The following is a 26208-nucleotide window of genomic DNA, read 5'->3' as shown; positions in this document are numbered from 1 at the left end:
GGGCATGGGGCGGTTCATGGGTCGGTTGTTGAAACTTGCGTTCCGTATGGTCTGCATTGCGGCGATCGCGGCAGGGCCCGGACTGCCGGTGGCGACGCCCGCGCAGGCGGGACCGATCTCGCTGCTGCGCGTCTCCGCGGCCGACGGCTTGCCGGCCATCCGCCAGGTGACCCTCGGCCTCGATAAATCCATGGTGGTCGAGCTTCCGGTCGCCGCGCGCGACGTGATGGTCTCCAACCCGAGCAAGATCGATGCGGTGATGCAGACATCCAGGCGTGCCTATGTCATCGGCAAGGGTCTTGGCGAAGCCAACGTGTTCTTCACCGACCAGCAGGGCAACCAGGTGCTGACGCTGGAGGTCAGCGTGCAGCGGGATCTGCGCCCGCTGGAGAACCTCATCGCGCGGCTGATCCCCGGCTCCAATGTGCGGGTCGAGGCGATCAACAAAAACGTGGTGCTGACCGGCAGCGTGCGGACACCGGTCGATGCCACCCGGGCCAGCGAGATCGTCAACAAGTTCCTCGGAGCGAATGAAGATCAAGCGAGCGGTAGCTCCAGCGGCGGCTCGCTTGCGGTCAATATTTCCGGCGCGGCCTCCAATACCGGTTCCAGCCAGACCGACAGCCGGGTCATCAATATGATCACCGTCGAAGGCGAGGAGCAGGTGCTGCTCAAGGTTTCCATCGTCGAGATGGAACGCAATACCGCCAAGCAGCTCGGCGTAGATCTCGATGCCGTGGTCAATTCAGGCAATTTCCAATTCGCCGCTCTGAGCAGCCTGCCTTTCCCTGTGAACCAGGGCGCCATCGCGCCGGCAACCGCAGGCCTCGGCTGGGCGAGCGGCAGCGATAGCGTCGATTCCGTGCTGCAGGCGCTGGAGCAGAACGGCCTGATCCACACTCTGGCCGAGCCGAACTTGACAGCCATCTCCGGCGAGACCGCCAACTTCCTGGCTGGCGGCGAGTTCCCGATCGTGACGGGCGTTGATGCCACCACCAACACCGCATCGGTAGACTTTAAGCAGTTCGGCGTAGGATTGGCCTTCACCCCGGTGGTGATGTCCGAGGGCCGCATCAGCCTGAAGATCTCGACCGAGGTCAGCGAGCTGTCTGATGAAGGCGCCATTACCACCGGCGGCTTCACTATTCCAGCGCTGAAGGTGCGGCGGGCTCAGACCACGGTGGAGCTTCCGAGCGGCGGTTCCCTGGTGATCGCCGGCCTTCTGTCCGACCAGTCGCGCCAGGATCTCACCGGTTATCCGGGGCTGAAGAACCTTCCGGTGCTCGGCACGCTGTTTCGCAGCCGCGACTTTCAAAAGAACGAGTCCGAGCTGGTCGTGATGGTCACGCCCTACATCGCCAAAGCCGTGGCCAAGAGCAAGCTGACCGCGCCGGATGAGGGCTTTGGCTGGGCATCCGACGTCAACGCCGACCTGATGGGTCAGATGAACCGTATCTATGGCCGTCACCCCGAACCGGCAGCAATTCCCGCCGGGCCCATGGGCGGCGATGTCGGCTTTATCGTCGAGTAGAGAGGATGGAGAAGCGTATCATGTCTGGATCCAACAAGCGGCCCGCGGACGCGCGCCAGATCGGCAAACCGGCTGTCGCCTTGTTCGCCATCCTGATTTCCGGCACAGTCCTGGGCGGCTGCATGCAGGCAGGTCCGCGCTATGACGCACCCTTCATGCTGGCCAATCCCAATGAGCGGCACCCGATCCTCGTCTCCAATAGCGAGGCACGGCTCGACATCCCGGTCTATGGCAGTTCCTACGGCCTCACCCGGCACCAGGAATCCCAGCTCTATAGCTACCTGCACGAGTTTCGCCGTAGCAAAGGTACCAAGATCGTGATCCGCGCTCCCTCTGGCGGCGCCAGCGAGAAGGCGGCAAGGCGGGTTTACGCCGATGTGCGCGATATTCTGCGCAGTCAGGGCTTCACCCGCGATATGGTGGAGCTGGTCCCCTATAATGTCAGCTACAAACAGAGCCCGGCGCTGCGGCTGTCCTATGAGCGCTACGTCGCCAAGGGCCCGGTTTGCGGCGACTGGTCGGAGAACCTGGCCCGCGATCCGCAGAACATGCCTTACCCCAATCTCGGTTGCGCCACCCAGGCGAATCTTGCCGCGCAAGTCGCCAATCCGCGCGATCTGGTGGAGCCGCGAGGCGAGACGCCGCGCTCCAGCGAACGCCGCGACGTGGTCTGGGGCAAATACGTGAAGGGCCAAGTCACTGGCGCCGAACGGAGTGACGATGAAAGGGTCCAAGCCAGCGACGTGGAGTCGAACTAGACATGAGTAATGCGGCATATGCGGAAGAACCGGCTTCGGAAGAACCGGGTGATAGCGCGCCGACGGAATCCAAGACCATCCGGGCGCGCCCCATTCCGCGTATCAATATCCAGGCCTTTTGCGAGGATCGGGAGACCGCCGAATCGATCCAGAAGGCAAGCAGCGACCGCCGCTTGGCGCGGGCGCATGTCAATGTTCGCATGGGCGGTATCGATGCGGCCGTCACCTTCTTCCGCGATGCCTCGACGCCGAACCTGATCATCATCGAATCCTTGCGCAACGGCCAAGCGCTGCTGGAGGAATTAGACCGCCTCGCAGACGTCTGCGATCAGGGCACCAAGGTGATCGCCATCGGCCACGTCAACGACGTGCTGCTCTATCGCGAGCTGTTGCGCCGCGGCGTCAACGAATACATCGTGGCGCCGACCGACGTGCAGGACATCATCGAGAGCATCTCCGACATCTACACCAACCCGGAGACCGGCCCGATCGGCCAGGTGGCGGCCTTCATCGGCGCCAAGGGCGGATGCGGCTCCAGCACGGTGTGCCACAATACGGCGTTTGCCATCGCCGATCATCTCGACAACGAGGTGGTGATTGCCGATATGGATTTGCCGTTTGGCACGGCCGGGCTCGACTTCAATCAGGATCCGATGCAGGGCATCGCCGACGCCTTGGCCGCGCCGGAACGTCTCGACGAGGTGCTGCTCGATCGGCTGCTATCGCGCTGCTCCGATCATTTGAGCCTGTTCGCGGCGCCCGGCACCTTGGAGAATCCGTTCGAGGTCAGCACCCAATCCTGTGAGACCGTGCTCGACGTGGTCCGCGCCAACGTGCCCTGGGTCTGCGTCGACCTTCCCCATCTTTGGACCGATTGGGCGCAGCAGGTGATCGTGCGCGCCGATCATATCGTGCTCACCGCGGTGCCCGATTTGGCCAATCTGCGCAATGCCAAGAATATTGTCGACCAGCTCAAATCCAAGCGCGAGAACGACCGTCCGCCGTTCCTGGCTCTGAACGCGGTGGGCATGCCCAAACGCCCTGAGATCTCGGTCAAGGATTTCGCGCAAGCGCTGGAACTCGACCCCGCCGTGGTCATCGACTTCGATGCGCCGCTATTCGGCACCGCGGCCAATAACGGCCAGATGATTGAGGAAATTTCCGCCAAGTCGAAAGCTGCCGAGCAATTCCGGTCGCTCGCCTACCTGCTGGCCGATCACCATGAGCAGAAGGCCGAAAGCGGCTCCTTGCTCGCGCCGCTTCTCAGCAAGCTAAGGCTTAGCAAGACGAGTGAGTAGAGATGTTCGGTAAACGGCGAACCACATTGCCCGGGTCGGACGCGGCCGAGGCGACGAAACCTGAGTCCGAGCGCGGAGCGTCGACGACGGAGACGAAGGCGCCGGAGAGCGCAAGCCAGCCGACGTCCGATGCCAAGGCTGAGGCGGCGGTGCCGGCCGTGCCGCAAGCCTCGCAGGGATCCGGCCAGCCGAAACCGCAAGCCGCGGCTGCTAAGTCCGCACGGCAGCGCTCGGAAGAATATTATGACGTGAAGACCACGGTCTTCACTGCGCTGATCGACACCATCGATCTGACCCAGCTCGCCCGGCTCGATCCCGATGTCGCCCGCGAGGAGATCCGCGACATCGTTAGCGAAATTCTGGCGATCAAGAATGTCGTCATGTCCATCGCCGAGCAGGAAGAGCTGCTCGAGGATATCTGCAACGACGTCTTGGGTTATGGCCCGCTGGAGCCGCTGCTCGCCCGCGACGACATTGCCGACATCATGGTCAACGGCGCCAACACGACCTATATCGAAGTCGACGGCAAGGTCGAGCCCTCGGCCATCCGCTTCGCCGACAATGCCCAGCTGATGAATATCTGTCAGCGCATCGTCAGCCAGGTCGGCCGCCGCGTCGACGAATCCAGCCCGATCTGCGATGCCCGCCTCGCCGACGGCAGCCGCGTCAACGTCATCGCCCCGCCGCTCGCCATCGACGGGCCGACCCTCACCATTCGTAAGTTCAAGCGTGACCGGCTGACTCTCGATCAGCTCGTCCGCTACGGCTCCATCACGCCGGAGGGGCGCACGCTCCTCGCCATCATCGGCCGGGTGCATTGCAACGTCATCATCTCCGGCGGCACCGGCTCCGGTAAGACGACGCTGCTCAACTGCATGACCGCCTATATCGATCACGAAGAGCGGATCATCACCTGCGAAGACTCCGCCGAGCTTCAGCTGCAGCAGCCCCACGTCGTGCGTTTGGAGACCCGCCCGCCGAACCTCGAAGGCGAGGGCGAGGTGACCATGCGCGATCTGGTCAAGAACTGTCTGCGTATGCGCCCCGACCGCATCATCGTCGGCGAGGTGCGCGGACCGGAGGCGTTCGATCTCCTGCAGGCCATGAACACCGGCCATGACGGTTCCATGGGCACGCTGCACTCCAACTCTCCGCGCGAATGCATCTCGCGTCTGGAGAGCATGATCCTGATGGGCGGCTACAACCTGCCGGCGCGCACCATCCGCGAGATGATCGTCTCCTCGGTGGACATCATCATCCAGGCCGCCCGTATGCGCGACGGCTCGCGCAAGATCACGCGCGTCACCGAGGTGATGGGTATGGAGGGCGACGTCGTCACCCTGCAGGATCTCTTCGTCTATGACATCGAAGGCGAGGACGCGAACGGCCGCCTGGTCGGCCGCCATCGCGCCACCGGCATCGCCCGTCCGAACTTCTACGAAAGGGCGCGCTACTTCGGCGAGGACAAGCGCCTCACGGAAGTCCTGTCGTCCGCCGAAATGAGCGACGAGACCGGCCGTCCCTTAGGAGAACGCCTTGGTTAGCCCCGAGCTGCTTCAGATCGCGATTATCGGCCTGGCGGCCTTGGCCGTCGGCGGCATCGCCTATGCTCTGCTCAGCCCCTATTTCAGCAGCGAGCGGCAGGTCAACAAACGGGTTGCCAACGTCTCGCAAGGCACCACCCAGCGACGTATCCAGCAAGCCGCCAAGCAGCCCGCCCATATGCGCCGCCAGCAGGTGCAGGAAACCGTCAAGGAGCTGGAAGCGCAGCAGAGGGCGGACAAACGCATCAGCTTGCGCACCCGGCTCAGGCGTGCCGGCCTCACGATATCGCCGCGCGTCTACTATCTTCTCTGCGTCGCCGCGGGCCTGTTCGGCGGCCTCGTTGTCGCTCTTGTCGGAGCGCCGCTCTGGACCGCAGTGCTCGCCATCTTCGTGTTCGGCGTCGGCTTGCCGCGCTGGGTTCTCGGCAAGATGACGACACGCCATCAGGCGAAATTCCTGCGCGAGTTCGCCAACGCCATCGACATCATCGTTCGCGGTGTGAAGACGGGTCTGCCCTTGAGCGATTGTCTTCTGATCATCGCTTCCGAAGCCCCGGAGCCTGTGAAGAGCGCGTTCGTCGAGCTGGTCGAACAGCAGAAGGTTGGCGTGCCTTTGGGCCAGGGATTCCAGCGCATGTATGAGCGCATGCCGTTGCAGGAAGTGAACTTCCTCTCCACCGTGATCGGGATACAGTCTCAGGCGGGCGGCAATCTCGCCGAGGCGCTGGGCAACCTCTCGCAAGTGCTGCGCGACCGTTATCAGCTGCAGGCCAAGGTGAAAGCGCTCAGCGCAGAGGCGAAGGCCTCCGCCTGGATTATCGGCGCGCTGCCGCCGCTGGTCGCACTTGCGGTCTTTTTCACCACGCCCGGCTACATGGATCCGCTGGTGACGGAGCGCATGGGCAACATCATCCTGATCGGCGCCGGTCTCTGGATGCTGACCGGCATCCTGATCATGCGCAAGATGATCAATTTCGAGTACTGATTATGCTCGATACGATCTACAGCCTGATCCAACCCCAGACCCTCGTCGTCATCCTGACGGCGGTGGCGGCGTTTGCCACTGTGGCGGTGCTGGTGACGCCGTTTCTGGTCGGCAACCGTCTCGAGTCGCGCATGAAATATGTCGCCGGCGAGCGCGACCGCTTGCGTGCCGAGCGCATGGCCGAACTCGCCGAGGAGCGTCATGCCAGGCTGCGCAAGGATCCGCGCACCTTCATGAAGCGGGTGGTCGACAAGCTCAATCTCCGCAAGGCCCTGGAGACCGACGAAACCCGTGATCGTCTCAAGATGGCCGGCTTCCGCGGCCAGGCACCGGTGATTGCCTTCCTGTTCTTCCGCGCCACCCTGCCGATCGCGACCTTCACCGTCGCGGCGCTCTATGCCTTCTTTTGGGCCGATTTCGATCTTGCGCCCATCGCGCGGCTCGGCATCGCCATCGGCGGCGCCTATGTCGGCTTCTATCTGCCGAATATCTTCGTCACCAATCTGATCCAGAAGCGCCAGAAATCCATCAAGCAGGCCTTCCCGGATGCGCTCGATCTGCTGCTCATCTGCGTACAGTCGGGCATGTCCATCGAATCGGCGATGAACCAGGTCTCCAAGGAGATCGGCAGGCAATCCCTGGAGCTTGCGGAAGAGTTCGCGCTGACCACCGCCGAGCTTTCCTATCTCCCCGACCGGCGCCAGGCGTACGAGAATCTCGGTAAGCGGACCGGCGTGCCCGCCATCAAGGCCGTCGGCACCAGCCTGGTGCAGGCCGAGCGCTACGGCACCGGCCTCGGCCAGGCCTTGCGCGTCATGGCCAAGGAAAGTCGCGATGCACGCATGTCGGAAGCCGAGAAGAAGGCGGCCGCCCTGCCACCGAAGCTGACCGTGCCGATGATCCTATTCTTCCTGCCCGTTCTGTTCGCGGTCATTCTCGGACCGGCGATCATCCAGGTGATGAAGAACTTCTAGGCCTGCGCCGCTCCAAAGCGTTCCTTTTCTGCGGCCCTCGCGGCTCAGTGCGGCCACCGCCAGCAGCGCATGATCCGACCAGCCTAGTGCCAAACGAAAAAACGGCGCCCCCAAAAGGGAGCGCCGCGCAAATGCCGGATAGCCGGATATGGGGGGGGGGTCTATCTCAGATCGCTGCGCAGCAGGCTCGCCGCATCCCGCGCCGTGCCCTCATTGGCGGCGATCTGCGTGCTGGCTGCGGGCGCGCTCTTGGCGATCGCCGAGGAACTATGCGTTTTCTCGATATAGGGCTTGGCAATGCTGAGCACCGGCTTCGGCGCTGCTGGAGCCGCAACCGCGTCCGCCGCCGAAGCGACGGCCACTTGGGTGGGGTTGATTTGTTTCGGCGCGGCCTGTTTTGGCGGCGGCGCGAGCTGCTCCGGAACCGGAATCCGCTTCGGCTCCGGCGCGGTGCTCAGACTGCGCGAGGAGGTCCAGACCGGCAGATTTCCGGCCGGACCGGAATTGTCCACGCTGGCGGTGCGCACCGGCTCATAGCGGGGCTTGCCTTCATTGGCGCCGAACGGATTCCACGGCGTGGAGCGCGGCGGCTCGGGCACCGGCTCCGGCTCGGCCATGGCCACCTGCGTCGGCCGGTTCAGCATCTCTTCCAGCTTGGCGATCTTGGCGTTGGCTTGCGCCTCCGGCAGATCCACCGCAGCGATCTTCTTCGCTTCGCCATATTTGCCTTGCACGCCGAGCACCAGCGCCAGGTTCTGGCGGATGCGCTTGTCGTTCGCCCCGTTGGCCACTGCCTTCTTCAGCAGGCCCTCGGCTTCCGCCGCCTTGCCGTCGAGGGCATAGGACAGCGCCAGATTGTTGATCACCGACGTCGCTCTCGGCTCTTTACGCAAAGCGGCCTGGAAATATTTCTGCGCCTCGGCATGCTGGCCCCGCTTGGCGAGCAGGGTGCCTTGGGCCGAGAGCGTCCGCCAATCGTCCACCCCCTGGGCCGCCGCCAGATGCAGCGCCGGCTTGGCGATGTCGGGCCGGTTCATCTCCAGCGCCAGGCGTCCGAGATTGGCGGCGATTTCGCCATTGGTGGGATTTTCCGCATAGCCGCGCTGCAGCACGCCGAACGCCTTGGATTTGTTGCCAGTGGCCTTCAGCGCATAGGCATAGCCCAGCACCATCTTCGGATCGCTCGGCCGCTTGCCGTAAGCCGCGGCCCATTGTGACACCGCCTTGTTGGTGTCCTGCTTGCCGGTGAGCGAGGCCATCTGCGAGGGAAGCCCGCTCGCATTGTTGCCGAACATCTTCGGCCCGCTCTTGTTGCAGCCGCCCAGCAAGGCAGACGCAGCGGTGGTCGCGACCAGAACAAAGAAGAGGCGGCGACGGCGGCTGGAAGAGCGAACGGAAACCGGAAACATGAAGGACCTCGCGAAGGCACCGCGAGACGAGGCAAGCGGTGCCTTTACCTGAATTTGACCTCGTCAGTTTCTGGCACACGCGTCAAAAAAGAATTAACCATACGCCGTATGGCGCGGCCGAGAGCCTCCCGAAAAGTTAATTGATCTTAAGAGTTTAGCGGCGGAGCGCCGTGCCCGGCGCCCCCTTGCGGGGTCTTCTAGCTTGCCGCGCGCTCGGCCATTTCCGCTGCCGCGCCTTCTTCCCAAGCCTGCATTTCGGGCATCGCCAGCACCGTCTCGCAATAGGAAGCGGCGAGGCCGTCCTCATCGCCATAGCGCCGAAGATCGACGCCGAAGGTTTTGAACCGCGTCACCACCGGCGCATACATGGCGTCGGCGATCGAGAACCCGCCGAACAGGAACGCACCGTCGGCTTGGTAGCGCTGCCGTGCAGCATTCCAGATCGCCGTCACGCGGCGAATATTGTGCTCCAGCGCCTCGCTGATCTCAGGCTGGGGCAGGCGGCTGACGATATCCATCGGCATGTCGTTGCGCAGCGCCTGGAAGCCGGAATGCATCTCCGCTGAGACTGCGCGCGCCTCCGCACGGGCCGCCTCGTCCTTGGGCCAGAACGGCTCTTGCGGGTAGCGCTCGGCCAGGAATTCCAGAATGGCCAGACTGTCCCAGACCAGAATCTCCCCGGCGATCAGGCAGGGCACCTTGCCGGACGGCGAATGGCGCAGGATCGATTGCTTGGTGGCATGGCCCTGGCGCAGCACGACCTTCTCCTCGGTGAACGAGATGCCGAAATGCGCCATGGCGAGCCAGGGCCGCAAGCTCCAGGAGGAGTAGTTCTTGTCGCCGATCACCAACCGATATGCCTCAACCGCCATGCTGTCCTCTCCGCCAAATCTTGTGCCCAGATCCTGCGCCCAGAGCCTGTTCCATTGTCTTTGCCGCGCTCCCCTGCCATTAATGCCCGGCGCGTGCAAGTTCCTTGAATTTCTGTCCGGATTCCATGTCAAACAAAGCCAATACACTCGCCACCCTTCGCAGCCAGCTGGAGGCGCTTATCGCGCCCGGCGAAGGCGCGATCCCTATCTATCCAATCGCCGACGAGGATGGGCTCTCGGTTCTGAGCGACGCCCAGAGAAAATGGGCCGCCGCACAAGGCTGGACGCCGAGCGAAGGCGCGGTGCTGCTGTTGCCGGGCGAGGATGGCGCTGTTGCCGCCGTCGCCCTCGGCACGGGCGGCGCCGATTGGAGCAAGACGTCTCCGTTCCTGCCCGGCGTCCTGCCGGCAAGGCTGCCGGCAGGCGATTATCGCTTCGAAGGCGCGCTGGACGATCCGGAGACTGCTGCGCTCGCATGGCTCGCCGGCAGCTACGAGTTCGGCCGCTACAAGCCGGAGAACGACAGCAAGCCCAAACGGCTGGTGCTTCCGGAAGGCGCGGACAAGGATCGCGTGTTGGCGCAGGGCCTGTCGCTCTATTTCGGCCGCGAGCTGATCAACACCCCGGCCAACGATCTCGGCCCCGCCGAGCTGGAGAAGGCGGTGCGCGATCTCGCCGGCACCTACGGCGCCGAGATCTCCGTCACCGAAGGCGAGATGCTGCTCGCCGACAACTTCCCGATGATCCATGCCGTGGGCCGCGCCAGCGACCGCGCGCCCCGCCTCATCGATATGACCTGGGGCGAGCACACCGCGCCCAAGCTCACCATCGTCGGCAAGGGCATCTGCTTCGATACCGGCGGGCTCGATATCAAGCCGCCGAGCGCCATGGTGCTGATGAAGAAGGATATGGGCGGCGCGGCCGCGGCCCTCGCCCTTGCGCTGCTGATCATGGAGGCGAAGCTTCCCGTCCGCCTGCGCGTGCTGATCCCTTCCGCCGACAACAACATCTCCGCCAATGCCTTCCGTCCGGGCGACGTGCTGCAGAGCCGCAGCGGCAAGACCGTGGAGATCGGTAATACCGACGCCGAAGGCCGCCTGGTGCTGGCCGACGCGCTGAGCCTGGCCGATGAGGAAGCACCGGACTATCTGGTCACCTTCGCCACGCTGACCGGCGCGGCACGCTCCGCGCTCGGTCCCGACCTGCCGCCGCTCTACAGCACCGACGAAGACTTCGCCGCCGGCATGCTGGATGCCGCCGAGACGACCGGCGACTCGCTCTGGCGCATGCCGTTCTGGGCGCCGTATGACGAGTGGCTGAAGAGCTCCATCGCCGACGTCAATCACATCTCGCAAGGCCCCTTCGCCGGCTCCATCACCGCCGCCTTGTTCCTCAAGCGCTTCGTGACGGAAGCCAAGCGCTTCGCCCATCTCGATATCTATGGCTGGGTGCCGCGCGTGAAGCCGGGTAAGCCGATCGGCGGTGAGCCGCAAGGCGCCCGCGCGCTGTTCGCCTTCTTCGAGAAGACCTTCCCGGGCAAAGGATCGGTGTAACCGTGAGCGAGACGACGCCAGACCCCCGCATCACGCCATACCGGGAGGATCTGGCGTCCGAGGCCTTGCGCGGGATCGTCGAGGCGCCGCGCTACACCGAAGGGACGCGCGTTCAGGTCACCGCTTCGCATCTTCCCTTGCGCCGCGCCCCCCGCGCCGACGCGCCGCTGGAGACCGAGACGCTGTTCGGCGAGACGCTGACCCTGTTCGATAGCCGCGAGGGCTGGGGCTGGGTGCAGCTCGATTACGATGGCTATGTCGGCTACCTGCCGACGGAAGGAATCAGCGCCGAGGTCGTGCCGCCGACCCATCGCATCAAGGCGCTCCGCAGCTATGTCTACCCCGAGCCCAACATCAAGACGCCGCCGCTCGCCCAGCTCAGCATGAATGCGCAAGTCTCCGCCAAGGGCGATGCCGGCGAGAATGGCGAGTTTCTGTCGCTCTCCGGCGGCGGCTTCCTGTTCGCGGGGCATGCAGAAACGCTGGCGGAGCACGAAGAGGATTTCGTCGCCGTCGCGACGCGCTTTCTCGGGACGCCGTATTTCTGGGGTGGTCGGACCAGCCTCGGCCTCGACTGCTCGGGCCTGGTGCAGCTCGCTTTGCAAAGCGCCGGTACCAAAGCCCCGCGCGATACCGATCTGCAGATGGCGGCACTCGGCGAAACGGTCGGGGAGGGGGCGCCGCTGTCCCGCGGCGATCTCGTCTTCTGGCGCGGCCATGTCGGCATCATGACCTCGCCCGAGACACTGCTTCATGCCAACGCCCATCACATGGCGGTGGCCGCCGAGCCGTTGGAACAGGCGAAGGCGCGCATCGCGGAAACCGGCGAGCCCATCCTCGCGGTCAAACGCCTGAAAAAATCCGCTTAGCTGGAGACCGCTTCGCCGCCCGTCGCTTCCAGCTCGAAAGCGGCGGCCAGCAGCGCCTTGGTGTAGTCGGTCTTCGGATTTTCGAACACCTCGCGCGCCGGGCCCTGCTCCATCACCTTGCCGTGGCGCAGCACGATGATCGAATTGGCCAGAGCCCGCACCACCTTCAGATCGTGGCTGATGAACATATAGGCCAGCTTGTGCCGCTTCTGCAGGTCGCGCAGCAGATCGACGATCTGCGCCTGCACCGAGACGTCCAGCGCCGAGGTCGGCTCATCCAGCACCAGGAAGCGCGGCTCCAGCACCAGCGCCCGGGCGATGGCGATGCGCTGTCGCTGCCCGCCGGAAAATTCATGCGGGTAGCGGTCCTTCATCGCCGGGTCGAGCCCGACCTCTTTCAGCGCTGCCGAGACGCGTTGCTGCCGCTCTGCCGCCGAGAGGCCGCGGTTCTGCACCAGCAGCCCTTCCTCGACGATCTGCGCCACCGAAAGCCGCGGCGAGAGCGAGCCGTAAGGGTCTTGGAACACGATCTGCATCTGCCGCCGAAGCGGGCGCATCTCCTTGCTGTCGAAGGAATCGATGCGGTCGCCGAGATAGACGATCGGCCCGTCGCTGGAGATCAGCCGCAGCAGCGCTAGGCCGAGCGTGGTCTTGCCGGAACCGGATTCGCCGACCACGCCCACCGTTTGGCCTTCCTGCACATTGACGTCGACCCCATCCACCGCCTTGATATGGCCGACCGTCTTGCGCAGGAAGCCGCGCTTGATCGGGAACCAGACCTTCAGATCCTTGGCCTCTACGATGGTTGGTGCGGAGGCATCCGCCGCGGGCGGCTCGCCCTTCGGCTCCGAGCTCAGCAGATGCTTGGTGTAAGGGTGCTTCGGTGCGGTGAAGATCTGCTTCGTCGCCCCGCGCTCCACGATCTCGCCCTTCGTCATCACGCAGACCCGGTCGGCCATCTTGCGCACGATGCCCAGATCATGGGTGATCAGCAGCATCGCCATGTTGAGCTTTTTGCGAAGCTCCAACAGAAGCTCCAGGATCTGCGCCTGGATGGTGACGTCGAGCGCCGTGGTCGGCTCGTCAGCGATCAAAAGGTCCGGCTCGTTGGCCAGCGCCATGGCGATCATCACGCGCTGGCGCTGCCCGCCGGAAAGCTGATGCGGATAGGAGGCGAGCCGCCCCTTCGGGTCCTCGATGCCGACCGCATCCAGCAACTCCAGCACCCGGGCTCGCGCGGCCTTGGACGAAAGCCCCTGATGGATGATCATCGCCTCGGCCACCTGCGCCTCGATGGTGTGCAGCGGGTTCAGCGAGGTCATCGGCTCCTGGAAGATCATCGAGATCTCGTTGCCGCGGATGCGGCGTAGATCCGATTGCTTCGCCTTCATCAGGTTGTCGCCCTTGAAGACGATCTCGCCGGAAGGGTGCGAGGCGGACGGATAGGGCAGAAGCTGCAGGATGGACAGCGCGCTCACCGTCTTGCCGGAGCCGGATTCGCCGACCAGCGCCAGCGTCTCCCCCTTGCCGATCTCGAAGGAGACGTCGCGCACCGCATGAGTCGGCGTCTCGCCGCGGCCGAAATCGACCGAAAGATCCTTCACCGAAAGCAGCGTCTCGGTTGCGGGCTTGGCTGCCGTTTTGCGGCGGCGTGTGGTCTTGGTTTCGGCCATGAGCGTGACTCAGCTTCCTTGCGCGGTGTCGGCGCAGCCGTCGCATTCGATCTCCACCGTCGCATGGTCGAGGCCGAATTTCTGTTTCAGTTGCTCCTTGATGCCGCGCACCACCGCATCCGCCTTGTCCGCAGACTCGATGCCGGCATGCAGCGTCACCATGGTGCGCTCCTGGGTGATCGCCCAGACATGCACATGGTGGATGTCCTTCACCCCCGGCACCGCTTCGATCAGGGCAGGGCCGATCTCGCGGGTGTCGATTTCCGGCGGTGCGCCTTCCAGCAGGATATGACTGCTTTCCCGCACCACCAGCCAGCCGCTGCGGATGATGATCAGCGCGACCAGCAGCGACAGCAGCGGATCGATCGGCATCCAGCCGGAGAAATAGATCACCGCGCCGGCGATCAGCGCCGCCACCGAGCCGAGCAGATCGCCCATCACATGGATCGCCGCGCCGCGCACATTGAGGTTCTTGCGGTCCGCCCCGTGCAGCAGCAGGAAGGCGCCGATATTGACCAGGAGCCCCAGCGCGGCGATGCCCATCATCAGCCCGCCTTCGACCTTGGCGCCTTCGCTCAGGCGCAGAATCGCCTCGTAGACGATCCAGGCGGAGATCACCAAAAGCGCCATGCCGTTGACGAAGGCGATCAGCACCTGGAACCGGTCGAACCCGTAGGTGCGCTTCCAGTCCGCGGGGCGGCGAGCCAGCCGGAAGCCGAACCAGGCAAGGCTCAGCGAGGCGAAATCGGTGAGCATATGGCCGGCATCGGCGAGCAGCGCCAGAGAGCCGGAGACGATGCCGCCGCCCGCTTCCACCGCCATGAACAGACCGGTGATCAGCGCCGCCAGCCCCATACGCCGCTCGTTCAGATCGTGGCTGTGGCTATGGCCGTGCCCGTGGCTATGTCCATGCGAGCCGTGCATCCTATGTCCTCAACAAACGCGTCATGCCCGGGCAAAGACCCGGGCATCCAGGGCGGCTGGCTCCGAGGGTGCTGCCCTGGATCGCCGGGTCAAGCCCGGCGATGACGAAAGGCGAAGAAACACCGTGCATCGTCAGCCGTCCTTTCCGCCATAGGCCTTGCGCGGGTCGAACGCATCGCGCACCGCCTCGCCGATGAAGATCAGCAGGCTCAGCATAATGCCGATCACGAAGAACGCCGTCAGCCCGAGCCAGGGCGCGTGCAGATTGTCCTTACCTTGCGCCAGCAGCTCGCCCAGCGACGGCGAGCCCGGCGGCAGGCCGAAGCCGAGGAAGTCCAGCGAGGTCAGCGTGGTGATCGAGCCGTTCAGGATGAACGGCATGAAGGTCAGCGTCGCCACCATGGCGTTGGGCAGCAGGTGCTTCCACATGATGGTGCCGTTGGAGAGACCCAGCGCCCGCGCCGCGGTGACGTATTCGAAGTTGCGCGCGCGTAAGAACTCGGCCCGCACCAGCCCCACCAGCGCCACCCAGGAGAAGGCGAGCAGGATGCCGAGCAGGATCCAGAAATTCGGCTCGATCACCGCTGCCACGATGATCAGCAGATAGAGCTGCGGCACGCTGGTCCAGATTTCGATGAAGCGCTGGAAGATGAGATCGGTCCAGCCGCCGAAATAGCCCTGCACCGCGCCGGCCGCCACGCCGATCGCCGAGGAGGCGAAGGTCAGCACCAGCCCGAACAGCACCGAGATGCGGAAGCCGTAGATGATGCGCGCCACCACGTCCCGACCCTGATCGTCGGTGCCGAGCCAGTTCCATTCCAGCTGGTCGTTGCAAGGGTGGAAACCGTCTTCCACTGCCTTCTTGCAATCCTCCGCCGTCAGCGCCCAAGTCGGCTTGGACGGAAAGGCCATCGGCGGATCCTTGTTCTCCGTATTGTAGGAGAAGCGGATCGGCGGCCAGATCATCCAGCCATGGCCTTCCTTGATCAGATCCTGCACCGCCGGGTCGCGGTAATCGGCCTCGGTCTCGAAGATGCCGCCGAAATCGGTCTCCGGATAAGCCGTGAAGACCGGCATGTAGTAGCCGCCCTCGTATTTCACCAGAAGCGGCTTATCGTTGGCGATAAACTCGGCGAACATGCTGATCAGGAACAGGAAAAGGAAGATCCACAACGACCAATAGCCGCGCTTATGCGACTTGAAGATCGCCCAGCGCCGCTTGTTGATCGGCGATAGCCGGTACCAGGACTGCTTGCCCTCGCTGGTCTCGATTTCCTCGACGGCGATATCGGTGGGTGCGTCCAACTCAGACCTCCCGCGTCTCGAAATCGATGCGCGGATCGACCCAGGTATAGGTCAGGTCGGAGACCAGATTGATCACCAGACCGAGCAACGAGAAGATATAGACCGTGGCGAACACCACCGGATAGTCGCGGTTCACCACCGATTCGAAGCCGAGCAGGCCGAGCCCGTCCAGGCTGAAGATGGTCTCGATCAGCAAGGACCCGGCGAAGAACGCACCGATGAAGGCGCCCGGAAATCCGGCGATGATGATCAGCATCGCGTTGCGGAAGATGTGGCCGTAGAGGATCGAGTTCTCCGTCAGCCCCTTGGCCCGCGCCGTCATCACATATTGCTTGCGGATCTCCTCCAGGAACGAGTTCTTGGTGAGGAAGGTGGTGGTGGCGAAGGCCGACAGCGCCATGGCGATCATCGGCAGCACCAGATGCCAGAAATAGTCGAGGATCTGCTCGTACCAGGGAAGCTCCGACCAGTTCTCCGAGACCAGGCCCCGCAGTGGAAACCATTTGAAGAACGAGCCGCCGGCGAACAGCACGATCAGGAACACCGCCACCAGAAAGCCGGGAATGGCGTAGCCGAGGATGATCGCCGAGCTGCTCCAGATATCGAAGCGCGAGCCATCGGAGACCGCCTTGCGGATGCCGAGCGGAATGGAGATGCAATAGGAGATCAGCGTCATCCATAGCCCGAGCGAGATCGAGACCGGCATCTTCTCGGCGATCAGCTTGAGCACCGGCGTGTCGCGGTAATAGCTCTCGCCGAAATCGAACCGCGCATAGTCCCACAAGAGCTTGAAGAAGCGCTCATAGGCCGGCTTATCGAAGCCGAACTGCTTTTCCAGGCTTTTGACGAATTCCGGATCGAGCCCCTGCGCGCCGCGATATTTGGAATTCACCGAGAAATCGCCGGGCGAGGTCTGCGCCCCGCCGCTGCCGGAGAAATCGCCGCCCCCGCCGCTGATCTTCGCCGTCGCCGCCACATCCGTGCCGGTGAGCTGCGCGATCATCCGCTCCACCGGGCCGCCGGGCGCGAACTGCACCACCACGAAGGTCATCAGCATGATGCCGAACATGGTGGGAATGATGAGAAGAAGCCGGCGAAGGATATAGGCTGTCATAGACGTCCGGGACAGGTCTCCGATTGGGCGGCGAGTGTCGCAAAGTTCGACAACTCATGCCACCACTGGCGCATGCGGAAAAGCCCGCGCGCCGCCCAATCGGGATTACTGCCCGAACTCGCAGCAAATATGGCGGAAAACCGCCCCTTACAGAACTGTAACCTCGCCCTCCGGCGTCTGAAACGAGATATCGGCGTATTGGCATTTGCCGGTGCCCTGCTGGAACAGGGTGAGCGCGATCAGCCAGACCCGAACGATTCGCCCCGGCATATCGCCGCCGACATGCTCCGCGTAATCGGCATAGACGTCGCGCTCGTCGCTCACCCATTGCCCGAGCTGCTCCGTGCCGGAGCGCACCGCCACATGAGTCTCCCGATGCGCCCAGGTCGGGATCGGGCAGCGGAAGCCGGTGCCGACCGGGAGATCGCGGCTCCAGAAATAGGTGAGGTCCTGGCCGTTCTCGAACTCCACCGCGATGCTCAAATAGTCGTGGGTGAAGAACTCGTCCTCGCTGACGTCCGACGGCAGCTCTTCCATGCGCCAGGACCAGCGAAGCTTGGTGCCGGGCACGAAGGGAAGCGGCACGTCTTTCAGAAGCAGCCCGCAATCGTTGCTCGCCGAGCAGCAGATCGCGTGTTTGTGCTCTTCGGTCTCGCAATCTTTGTAGATTTCGGCAGGGCCGACGAACCACAGATAATGCCAGCCGTCGGGCGCTGCGACCGGCGCGGTCAGACGGTCGATCTCCGCGGCGATCAGGCCGGAGACATCGCCTTGCGCCAAGAGCTGCTTCAGCGCCTCAACCGGCTCACCCTCCCAGCGGATCACCGCCATGGCAAGATCGCCGTTCACCGCCTCATAGGCTTCCAAGGGCGTTGCCAGCTCGCCGGACCGCGTCGCCCATTCGCCGGGAAAATAGCTGCCGATATAGAGCCGCCCCGACCGGTCCGCGGTGAAGCTGTTGGAGGCGCGGGTGCCGCGGAAGGCCTCGCCATCCTCGCCGATGCGGCACCAGAGCTGGAAATCGGCGCCGATCTCGATCGGCGTGCCGGTCAGCACGGTCTTGCCGGCGGTGAACGTGGTCACCTTGTCGCCGGCGGCAATATCGATGCCGGTATCGATCCAGGGATGCTGCTCCGAGCCAAGCTCGATCAGATGGTGATCGCGGATCAGTCCGTCCGGTGCGGCGGCCAGCAGGGACGCCAGATCGGCTTTGAACTCGCCCGTATCGACAGGCGCGCGTCCGGGACGCATCGCCTCCGCTATCGGCATATCTTGCATCAAATCTTCCTCCAGATGTTTTCTTGTTGTCCGCCGGAAGGTTGCACTATCCTTCTCTTTGTCGCGGGCGGGGGCCGTCTTAGGCTGGTCGAACCCTAGCGAAGCACCCCGGCGCGGGCTTGTAGGAACCTGCTATGCTGCATCCCATCCACTCACAGCTCTATGTCGGATCGGGCCGGTCGGTCTATTGCGGGCCGCTGCAGCATCTGGAAGACCATATTTATGGCTCGGCGGTGCTGCATGTCGGCATCTACGGCCCCTTCAAACTGAAGCGTGCTGGCGGCGACTGGCAGAGCTACCGCATGGCGGTCACCCCGCCGGGCCTGCGCCACGCGCTGGATGTGGCCGGCGGCGTGCACGGCAAGATCTTCGTCGAGGCCGACAGCCCCTATATCAGCGCCTTTTGCCGGCGCTTCCCCTATCGCCGCGACGTCGTCACCCCCTTCGCCGACAGGGACGTGCTGGAATGCTTCCGCTGGATCTATGAGGAGGATCCGGCGCAAGAGGATGTCGAGGCCCGGCTCGATCGGTTCTTGCCGCAAGACGTGCCGCAAGAAGGATCGAGCGAAGGGCTGCTCGATGCGCGTATCCGAAAAGCCGTGGCGCTGATGCTGGCCGAGCCCGACCGCAATCACACAGAGGCGGAGCTTTGCAGCGCGCTGGGGCTTTCCGCCTCCCGCGTGCAGCATCTTTTCAGCGCGCAGACCGGCGTGCCGTTCCGCCGCTACCGCATGTGGAAGCGTCTGTGGCGCTGCGCCGAGCTGCTGCACCAATCCGACAACATGACCTTCGCGGCGGTGGATTCCGGCTTCTCCGACGCCACCCATTTCAGCCGCTGCTTCCGCGACACGTTCGGTATCAATCCGGCCTTCGTGTTCCGCAAGATTGACCGCTTCGATCTGCTGGTCTAGTCGTCGGAGTTCCGCCGGCGCAGAAGAAAGAAGCCGAGCAGCGCCGCAACCGCCAGCGCAATCGCGATATAGGGCAGGGACGAGCCGCCGCTTTCCGCCTGCGTTGCCGCCTCGCTCTCGCCGGTCTTCGCTTGTGCCGCATCGGGCTTCGGCGTCGGCGCGTTTGCCAGCTCATCCGCCTTCGCTTCGTCGAACCACCAGCTATCCAGGATGCCCCGGTCGAAGCGCGGCTTGGTCTTTGGGCGCGAAAACTTGTTCCAATAGGCGACCGTGTGGGACGGCTTATACCAATGCGGCACCCAGTAATGCCCGGCCCGCAGCACCCGGTCGAGCGCGCGCGATGCGGTGATCAGCTCTTCCCGGGATTTCGCGGCGATGACATGGCCGATCAGCTCGTCCACCGCCGGATCGGAGATGCCGGCGAGATTGCGCGAGCCGGGAATCTTGGCGGCCTCGGAGCTGTAATAGGCGCGAAGCTCGGTGCTCGGCGTGTTGTTCATGCCGTAGCGTTCGGTGGTGACGTCGAAATCGAAGCTCTTCAGCCGCTGCTGATATTGCGAGGGGTCCACCATGCGCATCTTGGCGTCGATGCCGAGCCGCCGCAGATTGCTTAAGAACGGCGCCGTCACCCGCTCGAAAGCCGGCTCGAAATTCAGGAATTCGAGGGTCAGCGTCTCGCCCTTGTCGTTCACCCGCACGCCGTTCTCGATCTTCCAGCCCGCCTCGTCCAGCAGCTTGCCCGCCTGTTGCAGCAGGTCGCGGTCATGGCCCGAGCCGTCGGTCACCGGCGGGGTGTAGACCTCTTCGAACGCCGCTTCGGGCACATCGGCCTTCAGCGATTTCAGCAGCGCCACCTCCGCTTCGGACGGCTTTCCTTCCGCCTTCATCGGCGAATTCTCGAAATAGCTCTGGGTGCGCTCGTAGAGCCCGTGGAACAGATTGCGGTTGGTCCATTCGAAATCGAAGGCGAGCCCCAGCGCCTGGCGCACTTTCGGGTCCTTTAGCGCACCGCGCCGCGTGTTGAGGAAATAGCCTTGCGTGCCCGACGGCGTCTCGTCGGGTAGCACCTCCTTCTTCACCTTGCCCGATTGGATCGCCGGGAAGTCGTATTCGGTGGCCCAGACCTTGGAGGTGAACTCCTCGCGGAAATCGTACGTGCCGGCCTTGAACGCCTCCATGGCGGCGGTGCGGTCGCGGAAATATTCGAAGCGGATGCGATCGAAATTCCAGCGTCCGCGATTGACCGGCAGATCCTTGCCCCAGTAATCGGGCCGCCGCTTATAGGTGATATTCCGCCCCTGACGGAAATCGGCGACCGCGTAGGGCCCTGAGCCGAGCGGGGGCTCAAGCGTCGTCTCGTCGAAAGTCTTGTCGGAGTAATAGGCCTTGGAGAAGATCGGCAGCTCGGCCACCACCAATGGCAGATCGCGCACCTGGTCGCCTTCGAAGGTGTAGCGCACCGTCTCCGGATCGATCGCTTCGGCCTTGACCACGTCCCGCAGCATCTGGCGGTAGAGCGGATGGCCTTTTTCCTTCAGCGCCTCGAAGGAATAGACCACATCCTCGGCCCTGAGCGGGCTGCCATCGGAGAATTCCGCTTCCGGCCTAAGCTTGAAGGTGACCGACATCTTGTCGTCGGCGACCTCGGCCGATTTGGCCACCAGCCCATAGACCGCGTCGGGCTCGTCCTGGGCCCGGGTCATCAGGGAATCGAACAGAAGCTCCATCCCCTGGGCCGCATCGCCCTTCAAGATATACGGGTTGAGGCTGTTGAAGGTGGTGACCCCGCCCCAGCCGATCAGCGAGAAGGCGCCGCCTTTCGGCGCATCCGGATCGGCATAGTCGAAATGGGAGAAATCGGGCGGGTATTTCAGATCGCCGAAAGCGGAAAGCCCGTGGCTCTCTTCCGCCGCGACGGCCTTGCCCAGCGGAGCGAAGGCGAGGAGGGGAAGGGCGAGACAAAACCAAAGCGCAAGGCCAAAACCGCTTCGTCGCATGCTCGCCCATCTCCTCATCTGCGGCTATCCGTTGGGCAGCTTGGCTGCCTTCTCCTTGTCGTACCACCAAACCTGCAGGAAGCCCGGCGTCAGGCTCGGCAGGGTCTCCGGCTCGTCATAGCGGTCCCAGAACGCGATCCGGTCCACCGGCGCATACCATTGCGGGATCACCAGATCCTTCCACAACAGCACCCGGTCCAGCGCATGGGTCGCGGCCACCAGCTCCTCGCGGTCCTTGGCGAAGATGATCTGGTCGACCAGCTTGTCCACCGCCGGGTCCTTGATGCCGATCAGGTTCTGGCTGCCGGGCCGGTCGGCCGCCGCCGAGCCCCAATAGGCCCGCTGCTCGTTGCCCGGCGAGCGCGACTGGGCAAAACCGCTGACGATGATGTCGTAGTCGAAATTCTGCAGGCGCCGTGTGTACTGCGCCGAATCCACCAGCCGGATGGTGCCCTTGATGCCGAGCCGCGAAAGATTGCGAAGGTAGGGCTGGATCACGCGCTCGAACAGCGGCGAGACGATCAGGAACTCCACCTTCATTTGTTCGCCGGTCTTGGCATTGGTGAGAACGCCGTTCTTCACCTCCCAGCCGGCCTCTTTCAGCAGCATCATGGCTTTGCGCAAGTTGGTGCGGATGCCGCCTTCGCCGTCTGTGGTGGGGTTCTCATGCACCTTGGTGAAGACCTCCGGCGGCACTTCGCCTTTCAGCGCGTTGAGGATCTCCAGCTCTCGCCCCTCCGGCAGCGCTTCGGGCGAGGCGAGCTCGGTATTCTCGAAGAAGCTGCGGGTCCGCTTGTACTGGCCGAAGAACAGGTTCTTGTTCGACCATTCGAAGTCGAAGGCGAGGTTGAAGGCGCGCCGCACCCGGGGATCGTCGAATTTGCTGCGGCGGAGGTTCAGCACGAAGCACTGCATCGGCTGCGGCGTCTCCAGTTTCACCTCCTGGCGCTGGACCCAGCCCTTCTCCACCGCCTCGAAATCGTAGCCGGTGGCCCAGTTCTTGGCGCTGGTCTCGCGATGATAATCCAGCGAGCCCGCTTTGAAGGCTTCGAACGCCACCGTGGGATCGCGGTAATAGTCGAAGCGGATCTCGTCGTAATTCCACTGCCCCTTATTCACCGGCAGATCCTTGCCCCAGTAATCGCGCACCCGGCTGTAGCTGATGGAGCGGCCGGGATTGACCTTGTCGATCTTGTAAGGGCCGGAGCCGAGCGGCGGCTCCATGGTGGTCTTCAGAGGATCGCGAGTGTTGCCGTTCGTGTCCTTCCCCGTCCAGTAATGCTTCGGAAGGATGGTGAGCTGCCCCATGATCATCGGCAGCTCGCGATTGTTCTTGCTGTCGAAATGGAAGGTGACTTGCCGCTCGCCGGTCTTCTCCGCGCCGGTCACGTTCTTGTAGTAGAGGCCGAGCCGCGGATTGGCCTCCTTGTTCACCTTCAGGCTGTAGATCACATCCTCCACCGTGATCGGCTCGCCGTCATGCCAGCGCGCTTCGTCCCGGAGCTTGAAGGTGACGGAGGAATAATCGTCCGGATAGGAGACCCATTCGGCGATCTGCCCGTACGCGGTGGAATCCTCCTCCAGGCTGTCGGCCATCAGGGGCTCATAGCTCAGCCCGAGCCCGGCCGCCGATTCGCCCCGATAGAGCACTGGGTTCAGGCTATCGAAGCCGCCGATCGCGGCCATGCGCACCCGGCCGCCTTTCGGGGCATCGGGGTTCACATAGTTGAAATGGGTGAAGTCGGCCGGATATTTCGGCGTACCGATCAGCGACAGCGCATGGTGATGGGCGTCCTCGGCTTGCGCCTTAGGCGCCAATGGCAGCGCGAGCGCCGCGACAAGAGCGGCGGTGGCGGCGAGAGGAAAACGGCGTCGGGGGAAAAGCATCATGACTGGTCCGATTGTAATGAGGGCCAGGAGACGCGGCAAAGGCCAATCATCCGCTTGCCGCGGCGGCCGACGTGGCGTTGGAAAAGCGGCGCAAAGTTGCCCCCGCGCCGCTCGTTTTGCGGATTTGGGGTCTTACCATGGCAGCCCCGAACCCCAAATGAATTATCGGTTAGGTGGTGAACCGCCAAAACAAAACGGGCACCGGCGTCTAACCGGTGCCCGCTTCGAAAACAGGTCTTGAGAAGAGGCGCGAGCCTTACTCGGAGCCGCCTTCTTCAGGCAGCGGCTTCGGATCGTCGCTCAGCGTGCGCAGGTAAACGATGATGTCGGCGCGCTTTTTGGCATCGGGAATGCCCGGGAACATGGCCATCTTGGTGCCCGGAATATGCACCGCCGGATGCTCGATCATGTCGTCGAGCGCAGCGTAGGTCCAATCGCCGCCATGGTCCTTCACCGCCGTGGAGTAGTCGTAGCCCTCATGGCTGCCGACCGGACGATCCACGATGTTCCAGAGGTTCGGGCCGACCGTGTTGGGGCCGCCCTTATCCACAGTGTGGCAGCCCTTGCAGATGCCGGCCGCAGCTTCGCCCTTTGACACGCTGGCATCGGCCAGCATAGCCAGGACAGGATCCGGCCCGGCGTCGGCGGGCGCTTCGGCCTCGGCCTTGGCGCCTTCTTCCTTGCCGCCTTCCACATGCATACCGGCAGTATCGGTCTCGTGTTCTGCGGTGATGATGTTAATCATCGTGCGCGTACCGAAAAATAGGACTAAAGCGGCCAATACGGCCATCGCGATTTGATTGAGGCGGTAACTATTCATCTTGGTTCTTCCCCCCGGGATACAAAGGCGTCTTATGACCTTTTGCGGCGGCGGCTGAGACTAATGGGCGCCCCACGCCATGGCAACTAAAGCGATGAACACAGCAAACGAGCCAAAAAGCCGCTACACCGAATTGTCGACGGCCTGTTATGTCGAGCAAATCCAATATGTGCAAGACTCTCATTGTTATTCCTGCGCGGCTTAAAGCAAGCCGTTTGCCCGATAAACCCATGGCGATGATCGGAGATGCCCCGATGATCGTTCATGTTTGGCGCCGCGCGGCGGAAGCCCGCTGCGGTGAGGTGTTTGTGGCAACCGATTCTGAGGAAATCCGGCAAGCGATTCTGGGAGCCGGCGGCAAGGCGGTGATGACCGGCGGCCATCACCAGAGCGGTTCGGACCGGATTTTCGAGGCGCTGCAAGAGATTGATCCGGAAAACCAGGTCGAGGCCATCGTCAATCTGCAGGGCGATTTGCCGACCCTCGACCCCCATCTGGTGGAAGCCTGCCTTGGCGCCTTGCACGAGGGCGAGGCCGATATCGCCACGCTCGCCGCCGAGATCACCGAGGAGGAGGAGCGCGAGAATCCCAACGTGGTCAAGGTGGTGGGCGCCGCCACGGCCACCCCGGACGTGCTTCGGGCGCTGTATTTCACCCGCGCCACCGCCCCCCATGGCGAAGGGCCGCATTATCATCACATCGGAATTTATGCCTATCGCCGCCAGGCGCTGGAGCGCTTCGTCGCCATGCCGCAATCGGCCCTAGAGCAGCGCGAGAAGCTTGAGCAGCTGCGCGCCCTTGAAGCGGGCATGCGCATCAATGTGGCGCTCGTTGACACCGTTCCGCTCGGTGTCGATACTCCGGCCGATCTTGAGCGGGCGCGGGCCTTTCTCAGCACTTCCGGACAATCATGAGCAAAAGTCCTTACATCGCCTATCAGGGCGAGCCGGGCGCCAATTCGCACCTCGCCTGCGTCGATGCCTATCCCGATATGGAGCCGCTGGCCTGCGCCACCTTCGAGGATGCGCTCACCGCGGTGAAATCGGGCGAGGCGGCGCTTGCCATGATCCCGATTGAGAATTCGGTGGCCGGCCGCGTCGCCGATATCCATCATCTTCTTCCCGAGTCCGGCCTGTTCATCATCGGCGAGCATTTCGAGCGGGTGCGCCACCAGCTCCTCACCCTGCCCGATGCGCCGCTGGACGGGCTGAAGACCGTGCACAGCCACACCATGGCGCTCGGCCAATGCCGCAAGGTGATCCGCGAGCTGAAGCTGAAACCGGTGACCGAGGCCGATACCGCCGGTGCCGCCAAGGATCTGGCCGAATCCAAGGACAAGACCCGCGCCGCCATCGCCTCCGGCCTGGCCGCGGAGATCTACGGTCTCAAGGTCGCCCGCTCCGATATCGAGGATGCCGAGCACAACACCACGCGTTTTGTGATCCTGGCCACCGAACCCAAGACGCCAGAATTCAAGACGCCCGAGCCCGGAAACGGGCCCGTCATCACCACCTTCGTGTTCCGGGTGCGCAACGTGCCGGCGGCGCTCTATAAGGCGCTGGGCGGTTTCGCCACCAACGGCATCAACATGACCAAGCTGGAATCCTATCAGCTCGGCGGCTCGTTCAATGCCAGCCAGTTCTATGCCGATATCGAGGGCCATCCGGAAGACCGCCTGGTCAAGCTCGCTTTGGAGGAGCTGGCCTTCTTCTCGGCGGAGCTGAAGATCCTCGGCACCTATCCGGCCAGCCCCTTCCGCGCCAAGATCAACGCGCAAAGCGACTAGGTCCGTTTCGCCCCGAATCGCGTATCCTTTGCCCGTTGCTGCCGAAGGAGGGCGAAGATGATCGGCCTGACTGTCGCTGCCTTAAGCGTGGCTTTGCCGCTACTCCATCTTTTCTTGAGCAAGCAGCCGCGCGGCAAGCTCCGCGTGCTGCGCATTCTCCTGCTCTACGCCCTGGTCCTCGGCGTCGGCGTCATGGGGCTGATCTTCGGCTTCATTCCCCATATTTTCTTCGCTGCCGAGACCGCCAAGGAAATCGGCTGGGCGCCGGGAAGCCCGTTCCAGACCGAGGTCGGCATCCATGACGGTGCCTGGGGTGTGCTCGGCTTCCTCTGTATCTGGATCGGCGGCACGTTCTGGCTGGCGACGGGGCTCGGCTGGGCGCTGTTCATGCTCGGCGCCACCATCGGCCATGTCTACCAGACCGTCGCCCACGGCAATTACGCGCCCTACAATTTCCTGATGATCTTTTCCGACGGATTCATCGCGCTCTGGCTGCTTTTGCTGCTGTTTCTGTATTGGCGCGAAGGCGGATTTTCCGGCCGCGTCGCGTGACCGCAGCCCCCGCAGCCCGGGTTGAGGGTTGCTAAGGACGGTCCGATAGCCGATATACTGCCGTTAGGGAGGTTGGCAGCAGGCGCGTGCCTCGCCAACCGGGTCAGGTCCGGAAGGAAGCAGCCCTAACGAGCGTTTCGCGGGTTGCTCGTCCAGCCTCCCGCT

22 protein-coding genes and 1 other RNA gene are annotated in these 26208 nt (G+C 63.6%); 13 read left to right on the top strand and 10 right to left on the bottom strand.

The genetic code is table 11. The features are described 5' to 3' along the window. Nucleotides 1-28 precede the first annotated feature (28 nt). The 6 genes from HT051_RS14780 to HT051_RS14755 are packed head-to-tail and all read left to right on the top strand — an operon-like array spanning nucleotide 29 to nucleotide 7090. Nucleotides 29-1531: a type II and III secretion system protein family protein gene (locus HT051_RS14780; RefSeq protein WP_174542736.1), complete on the top strand. Its 1503-nt coding sequence runs from the start codon at nucleotides 29-31 to the stop codon at nucleotides 1529-1531. A gap of 20 nt (nucleotides 1532-1551) precedes the next feature. After that, nucleotides 1552-2289 carry a CpaD family pilus assembly protein gene (locus tag HT051_RS14775; protein WP_174542735.1) on the top strand — a complete coding sequence of 246 codons (738 nt, stop codon included), beginning with the start codon at nucleotides 1552-1554 and terminating at the stop codon, nucleotides 2287-2289. Nucleotides 2290-2291: 2 nt separating this feature from the next. Beyond that, complete coding sequence (locus tag HT051_RS14770) at nucleotides 2292-3587, top strand: CtpF protein (RefSeq protein WP_174542734.1); 1296 nt, start codon at nucleotides 2292-2294, stop codon at nucleotides 3585-3587. 2 nt (nucleotides 3588-3589) lie between these two features. Continuing rightward, nucleotides 3590-5131, top strand: a complete 1542-nt coding sequence (locus HT051_RS14765; protein WP_371740591.1) for an ATPase, T2SS/T4P/T4SS family — start codon at nucleotides 3590-3592, stop codon at nucleotides 5129-5131. Further along, nucleotides 5124-6116, top strand: coding sequence for a type II secretion system F family protein (locus tag HT051_RS14760; protein ID WP_174542733.1), 993 nt, complete (start codon nucleotides 5124-5126; stop codon nucleotides 6114-6116). Before HT051_RS14765 ends, HT051_RS14760 begins: the two co-directional genes overlap by 8 nt. A gap of 2 nt (nucleotides 6117-6118) precedes the next feature. After that, nucleotides 6119-7090, top strand: a complete 972-nt coding sequence (locus tag HT051_RS14755) for a type II secretion system F family protein (RefSeq protein WP_174542732.1) — start codon at nucleotides 6119-6121, stop codon at nucleotides 7088-7090. Between the two features lie 161 nt (nucleotides 7091-7251). On the opposite strand, the gene HT051_RS14750 is transcribed toward HT051_RS14755, so the two are convergent. After that, nucleotides 7252-8499, bottom strand: a complete 1248-nt coding sequence (locus HT051_RS14750; protein WP_174542731.1) for a tetratricopeptide repeat protein — start codon at nucleotides 8497-8499, stop codon at nucleotides 7252-7254. A gap of 197 nt (nucleotides 8500-8696) precedes the next feature. After that, nucleotides 8697-9371, bottom strand: coding sequence for a glutathione S-transferase family protein (locus HT051_RS14745; protein ID WP_174542730.1), 675 nt, complete (start codon nucleotides 9369-9371; stop codon nucleotides 8697-8699). Nucleotides 9372-9496: 125 nt separating this feature from the next. On the opposite strand from HT051_RS14745, the gene HT051_RS14740 reads away from it, so the two are divergent. Beyond that, on the top strand, nucleotides 9497-10924 hold the full coding sequence (locus HT051_RS14740; RefSeq protein WP_174542729.1) for a M17 family metallopeptidase: 1428 nt from the start codon (nucleotides 9497-9499) through the stop codon (nucleotides 10922-10924). Nucleotides 10925-10926: 2 nt separating this feature from the next. After that, entirely contained in the window at nucleotides 10927-11793 is an 867-nt protein-coding gene (locus HT051_RS14735) for an NlpC/P60 family protein (RefSeq protein WP_174542728.1), read from the top strand. Here HT051_RS14735 and HT051_RS14730 read toward each other — a convergent pair. The 5 genes from HT051_RS14730 to HT051_RS14710 form a co-directional block, all read right to left on the bottom strand. Further along, entirely contained in the window at nucleotides 11790-13466 is a 1677-nt protein-coding gene (locus HT051_RS14730; protein ID WP_174542727.1) for an ABC transporter ATP-binding protein, read from the bottom strand. The two genes, HT051_RS14735 and HT051_RS14730, sit on opposite strands and share 4 nt — an antisense overlap. A 9-nt stretch (nucleotides 13467-13475) precedes the next feature. Further along, entirely contained in the window at nucleotides 13476-14390 is a 915-nt protein-coding gene (locus HT051_RS14725; protein WP_174542726.1) for a cation diffusion facilitator family transporter, read from the bottom strand. Nucleotides 14391-14522: 132 nt separating this feature from the next. Next, complete coding sequence (locus HT051_RS14720; RefSeq protein ID WP_246810267.1) at nucleotides 14523-15677, bottom strand: ABC transporter permease; 1155 nt, start codon at nucleotides 15675-15677, stop codon at nucleotides 14523-14525. A 19-nt stretch (nucleotides 15678-15696) separates the two neighbouring features. Then, the gene (locus HT051_RS14715) at nucleotides 15697-16809 is read right to left on the bottom strand and encodes a microcin C ABC transporter permease YejB (protein WP_174542725.1); all 1113 of its coding nucleotides are present in this window, start codon (nucleotides 16807-16809) and stop codon (nucleotides 15697-15699) included. A 147-nt stretch (nucleotides 16810-16956) separates the two neighbouring features. Beyond that, nucleotides 16957-18087: a DUF3047 domain-containing protein gene (locus HT051_RS14710; protein ID WP_174542724.1), complete on the bottom strand. Its 1131-nt coding sequence runs from the start codon at nucleotides 18085-18087 to the stop codon at nucleotides 16957-16959. Between the two features lie 134 nt (nucleotides 18088-18221). Between HT051_RS14710 and HT051_RS14705 the strand changes: the two genes are divergently transcribed. Then, the gene (locus tag HT051_RS14705; RefSeq protein ID WP_174542723.1) at nucleotides 18222-18998 is read left to right on the top strand and encodes an AraC family transcriptional regulator; all 777 of its coding nucleotides are present in this window, start codon (nucleotides 18222-18224) and stop codon (nucleotides 18996-18998) included. Here HT051_RS14705 and HT051_RS14700 read toward each other — a convergent pair. The 3 genes from HT051_RS14700 to HT051_RS14690 all read right to left on the bottom strand — a co-directional run bounded on the left by HT051_RS14700 (nucleotide 18995) and on the right by HT051_RS14690 (nucleotide 23630). Further along, nucleotides 18995-20995: an extracellular solute-binding protein gene (locus HT051_RS14700; RefSeq protein WP_174542722.1), complete on the bottom strand. Its 2001-nt coding sequence runs from the start codon at nucleotides 20993-20995 to the stop codon at nucleotides 18995-18997. The two genes, HT051_RS14705 and HT051_RS14700, sit on opposite strands and share 4 nt — an antisense overlap. A 24-nt stretch (nucleotides 20996-21019) precedes the next feature. After that, a complete protein-coding gene (locus HT051_RS14695) occupies nucleotides 21020-22885 on the bottom strand; it encodes an extracellular solute-binding protein (RefSeq protein WP_246810113.1) in 1866 nt (621 codons plus the stop codon). A 256-nt stretch (nucleotides 22886-23141) separates the two neighbouring features. Continuing rightward, entirely contained in the window at nucleotides 23142-23630 is a 489-nt protein-coding gene (locus HT051_RS14690; protein ID WP_174542721.1) for a cytochrome c family protein, read from the bottom strand. 242 nt (nucleotides 23631-23872) lie between these two features. On the opposite strand from HT051_RS14690, the gene HT051_RS14685 reads away from it, so the two are divergent. The 4 genes from HT051_RS14685 (at nucleotide 23873) to ffs (ending at nucleotide 26206) form a co-directional block, all read left to right on the top strand. Further along, a complete protein-coding gene (locus HT051_RS14685) occupies nucleotides 23873-24619 on the top strand; it encodes a 3-deoxy-manno-octulosonate cytidylyltransferase (protein WP_174543051.1) in 747 nt (248 codons plus the stop codon). Next, on the top strand, nucleotides 24616-25491 hold the full coding sequence (locus HT051_RS14680) for a prephenate dehydratase (protein WP_174542720.1): 876 nt from the start codon (nucleotides 24616-24618) through the stop codon (nucleotides 25489-25491). The genes HT051_RS14685 and HT051_RS14680 overlap by 4 nt, the downstream gene beginning before the upstream one ends. 57 nt (nucleotides 25492-25548) lie before the next feature. Then, a complete protein-coding gene (locus HT051_RS14675; protein WP_174542719.1) occupies nucleotides 25549-26043 on the top strand; it encodes a DUF6790 family protein in 495 nt (164 codons plus the stop codon). A gap of 68 nt (nucleotides 26044-26111) precedes the next feature. Next, nucleotides 26112-26206: signal recognition particle sRNA small type (gene ffs, locus HT051_RS14670), an RNA gene on the top strand. The last annotated feature ends 2 nt before the right edge of the window (nucleotides 26207-26208 follow it).

This window comes from Methyloligella sp. GL2 (assembly GCF_013341275.1).
Taxonomy (GTDB): Bacteria; Pseudomonadota; Alphaproteobacteria; order Rhizobiales; family Methyloligellaceae; genus Methyloligella.
This window is presented reverse-complemented; position numbering and strand designations above follow the sequence as displayed.

Bases quoted from the DNA above. Each gene is read 5' to 3' on its own strand.
- HT051_RS14750 (WP_174542731.1), bottom strand. From the start codon at position 8,499: ATGTTTCCGGTTTCCGTTCGCTCTTCCAGCCGCCGTCGCCGCCTCTTC.
- HT051_RS14675 (WP_174542719.1), top strand. From the start codon at position 25,549: ATGATCGGCCTGACTGTCGCTGCCTTAAGCGTGGCTTTGCCGCTACTC.
- HT051_RS14690 (WP_174542721.1), bottom strand. From the start codon at position 23,630: ATGATTAACATCATCACCGCAGAACACGAGACCGATACTGCCGGTATG.
- HT051_RS14695 (WP_246810113.1), bottom strand. From the start codon at position 22,885: ATGATGCTTTTCCCCCGACGCCGTTTTCCTCTCGCCGCCACCGCCGCT.
- HT051_RS14680 (WP_174542720.1), top strand. From the start codon at position 24,616: ATGAGCAAAAGTCCTTACATCGCCTATCAGGGCGAGCCGGGCGCCAAT.
- HT051_RS14765 (WP_371740591.1), top strand. From the start codon at position 3,590: ATGTTCGGTAAACGGCGAACCACATTGCCCGGGTCGGACGCGGCCGAG.
- HT051_RS14740 (WP_174542729.1), top strand. From the start codon at position 9,497: ATGTCAAACAAAGCCAATACACTCGCCACCCTTCGCAGCCAGCTGGAG.
- HT051_RS14730 (WP_174542727.1), bottom strand. From the start codon at position 13,466: ATGGCCGAAACCAAGACCACACGCCGCCGCAAAACGGCAGCCAAGCCC.
- HT051_RS14715 (WP_174542725.1), bottom strand. From the start codon at position 16,809: ATGACAGCCTATATCCTTCGCCGGCTTCTTCTCATCATTCCCACCATG.
- HT051_RS14725 (WP_174542726.1), bottom strand. From the start codon at position 14,390: ATGCACGGCTCGCATGGACATAGCCACGGGCACGGCCATAGCCACAGC.
- HT051_RS14755 (WP_174542732.1), top strand. From the start codon at position 6,119: ATGCTCGATACGATCTACAGCCTGATCCAACCCCAGACCCTCGTCGTC.
- HT051_RS14710 (WP_174542724.1), bottom strand. From the start codon at position 18,087: ATGCAAGATATGCCGATAGCGGAGGCGATGCGTCCCGGACGCGCGCCT.
- HT051_RS14700 (WP_174542722.1), bottom strand. From the start codon at position 20,995: ATGCGACGAAGCGGTTTTGGCCTTGCGCTTTGGTTTTGTCTCGCCCTT.
- HT051_RS14685 (WP_174543051.1), top strand. From the start codon at position 23,873: ATGTGCAAGACTCTCATTGTTATTCCTGCGCGGCTTAAAGCAAGCCGT.
- HT051_RS14745 (WP_174542730.1), bottom strand. From the start codon at position 9,371: ATGGCGGTTGAGGCATATCGGTTGGTGATCGGCGACAAGAACTACTCC.
- HT051_RS14705 (WP_174542723.1), top strand. From the start codon at position 18,222: ATGCTGCATCCCATCCACTCACAGCTCTATGTCGGATCGGGCCGGTCG.
- HT051_RS14770 (WP_174542734.1), top strand. From the start codon at position 2,292: ATGAGTAATGCGGCATATGCGGAAGAACCGGCTTCGGAAGAACCGGGT.
- HT051_RS14775 (WP_174542735.1), top strand. From the start codon at position 1,552: ATGTCTGGATCCAACAAGCGGCCCGCGGACGCGCGCCAGATCGGCAAA.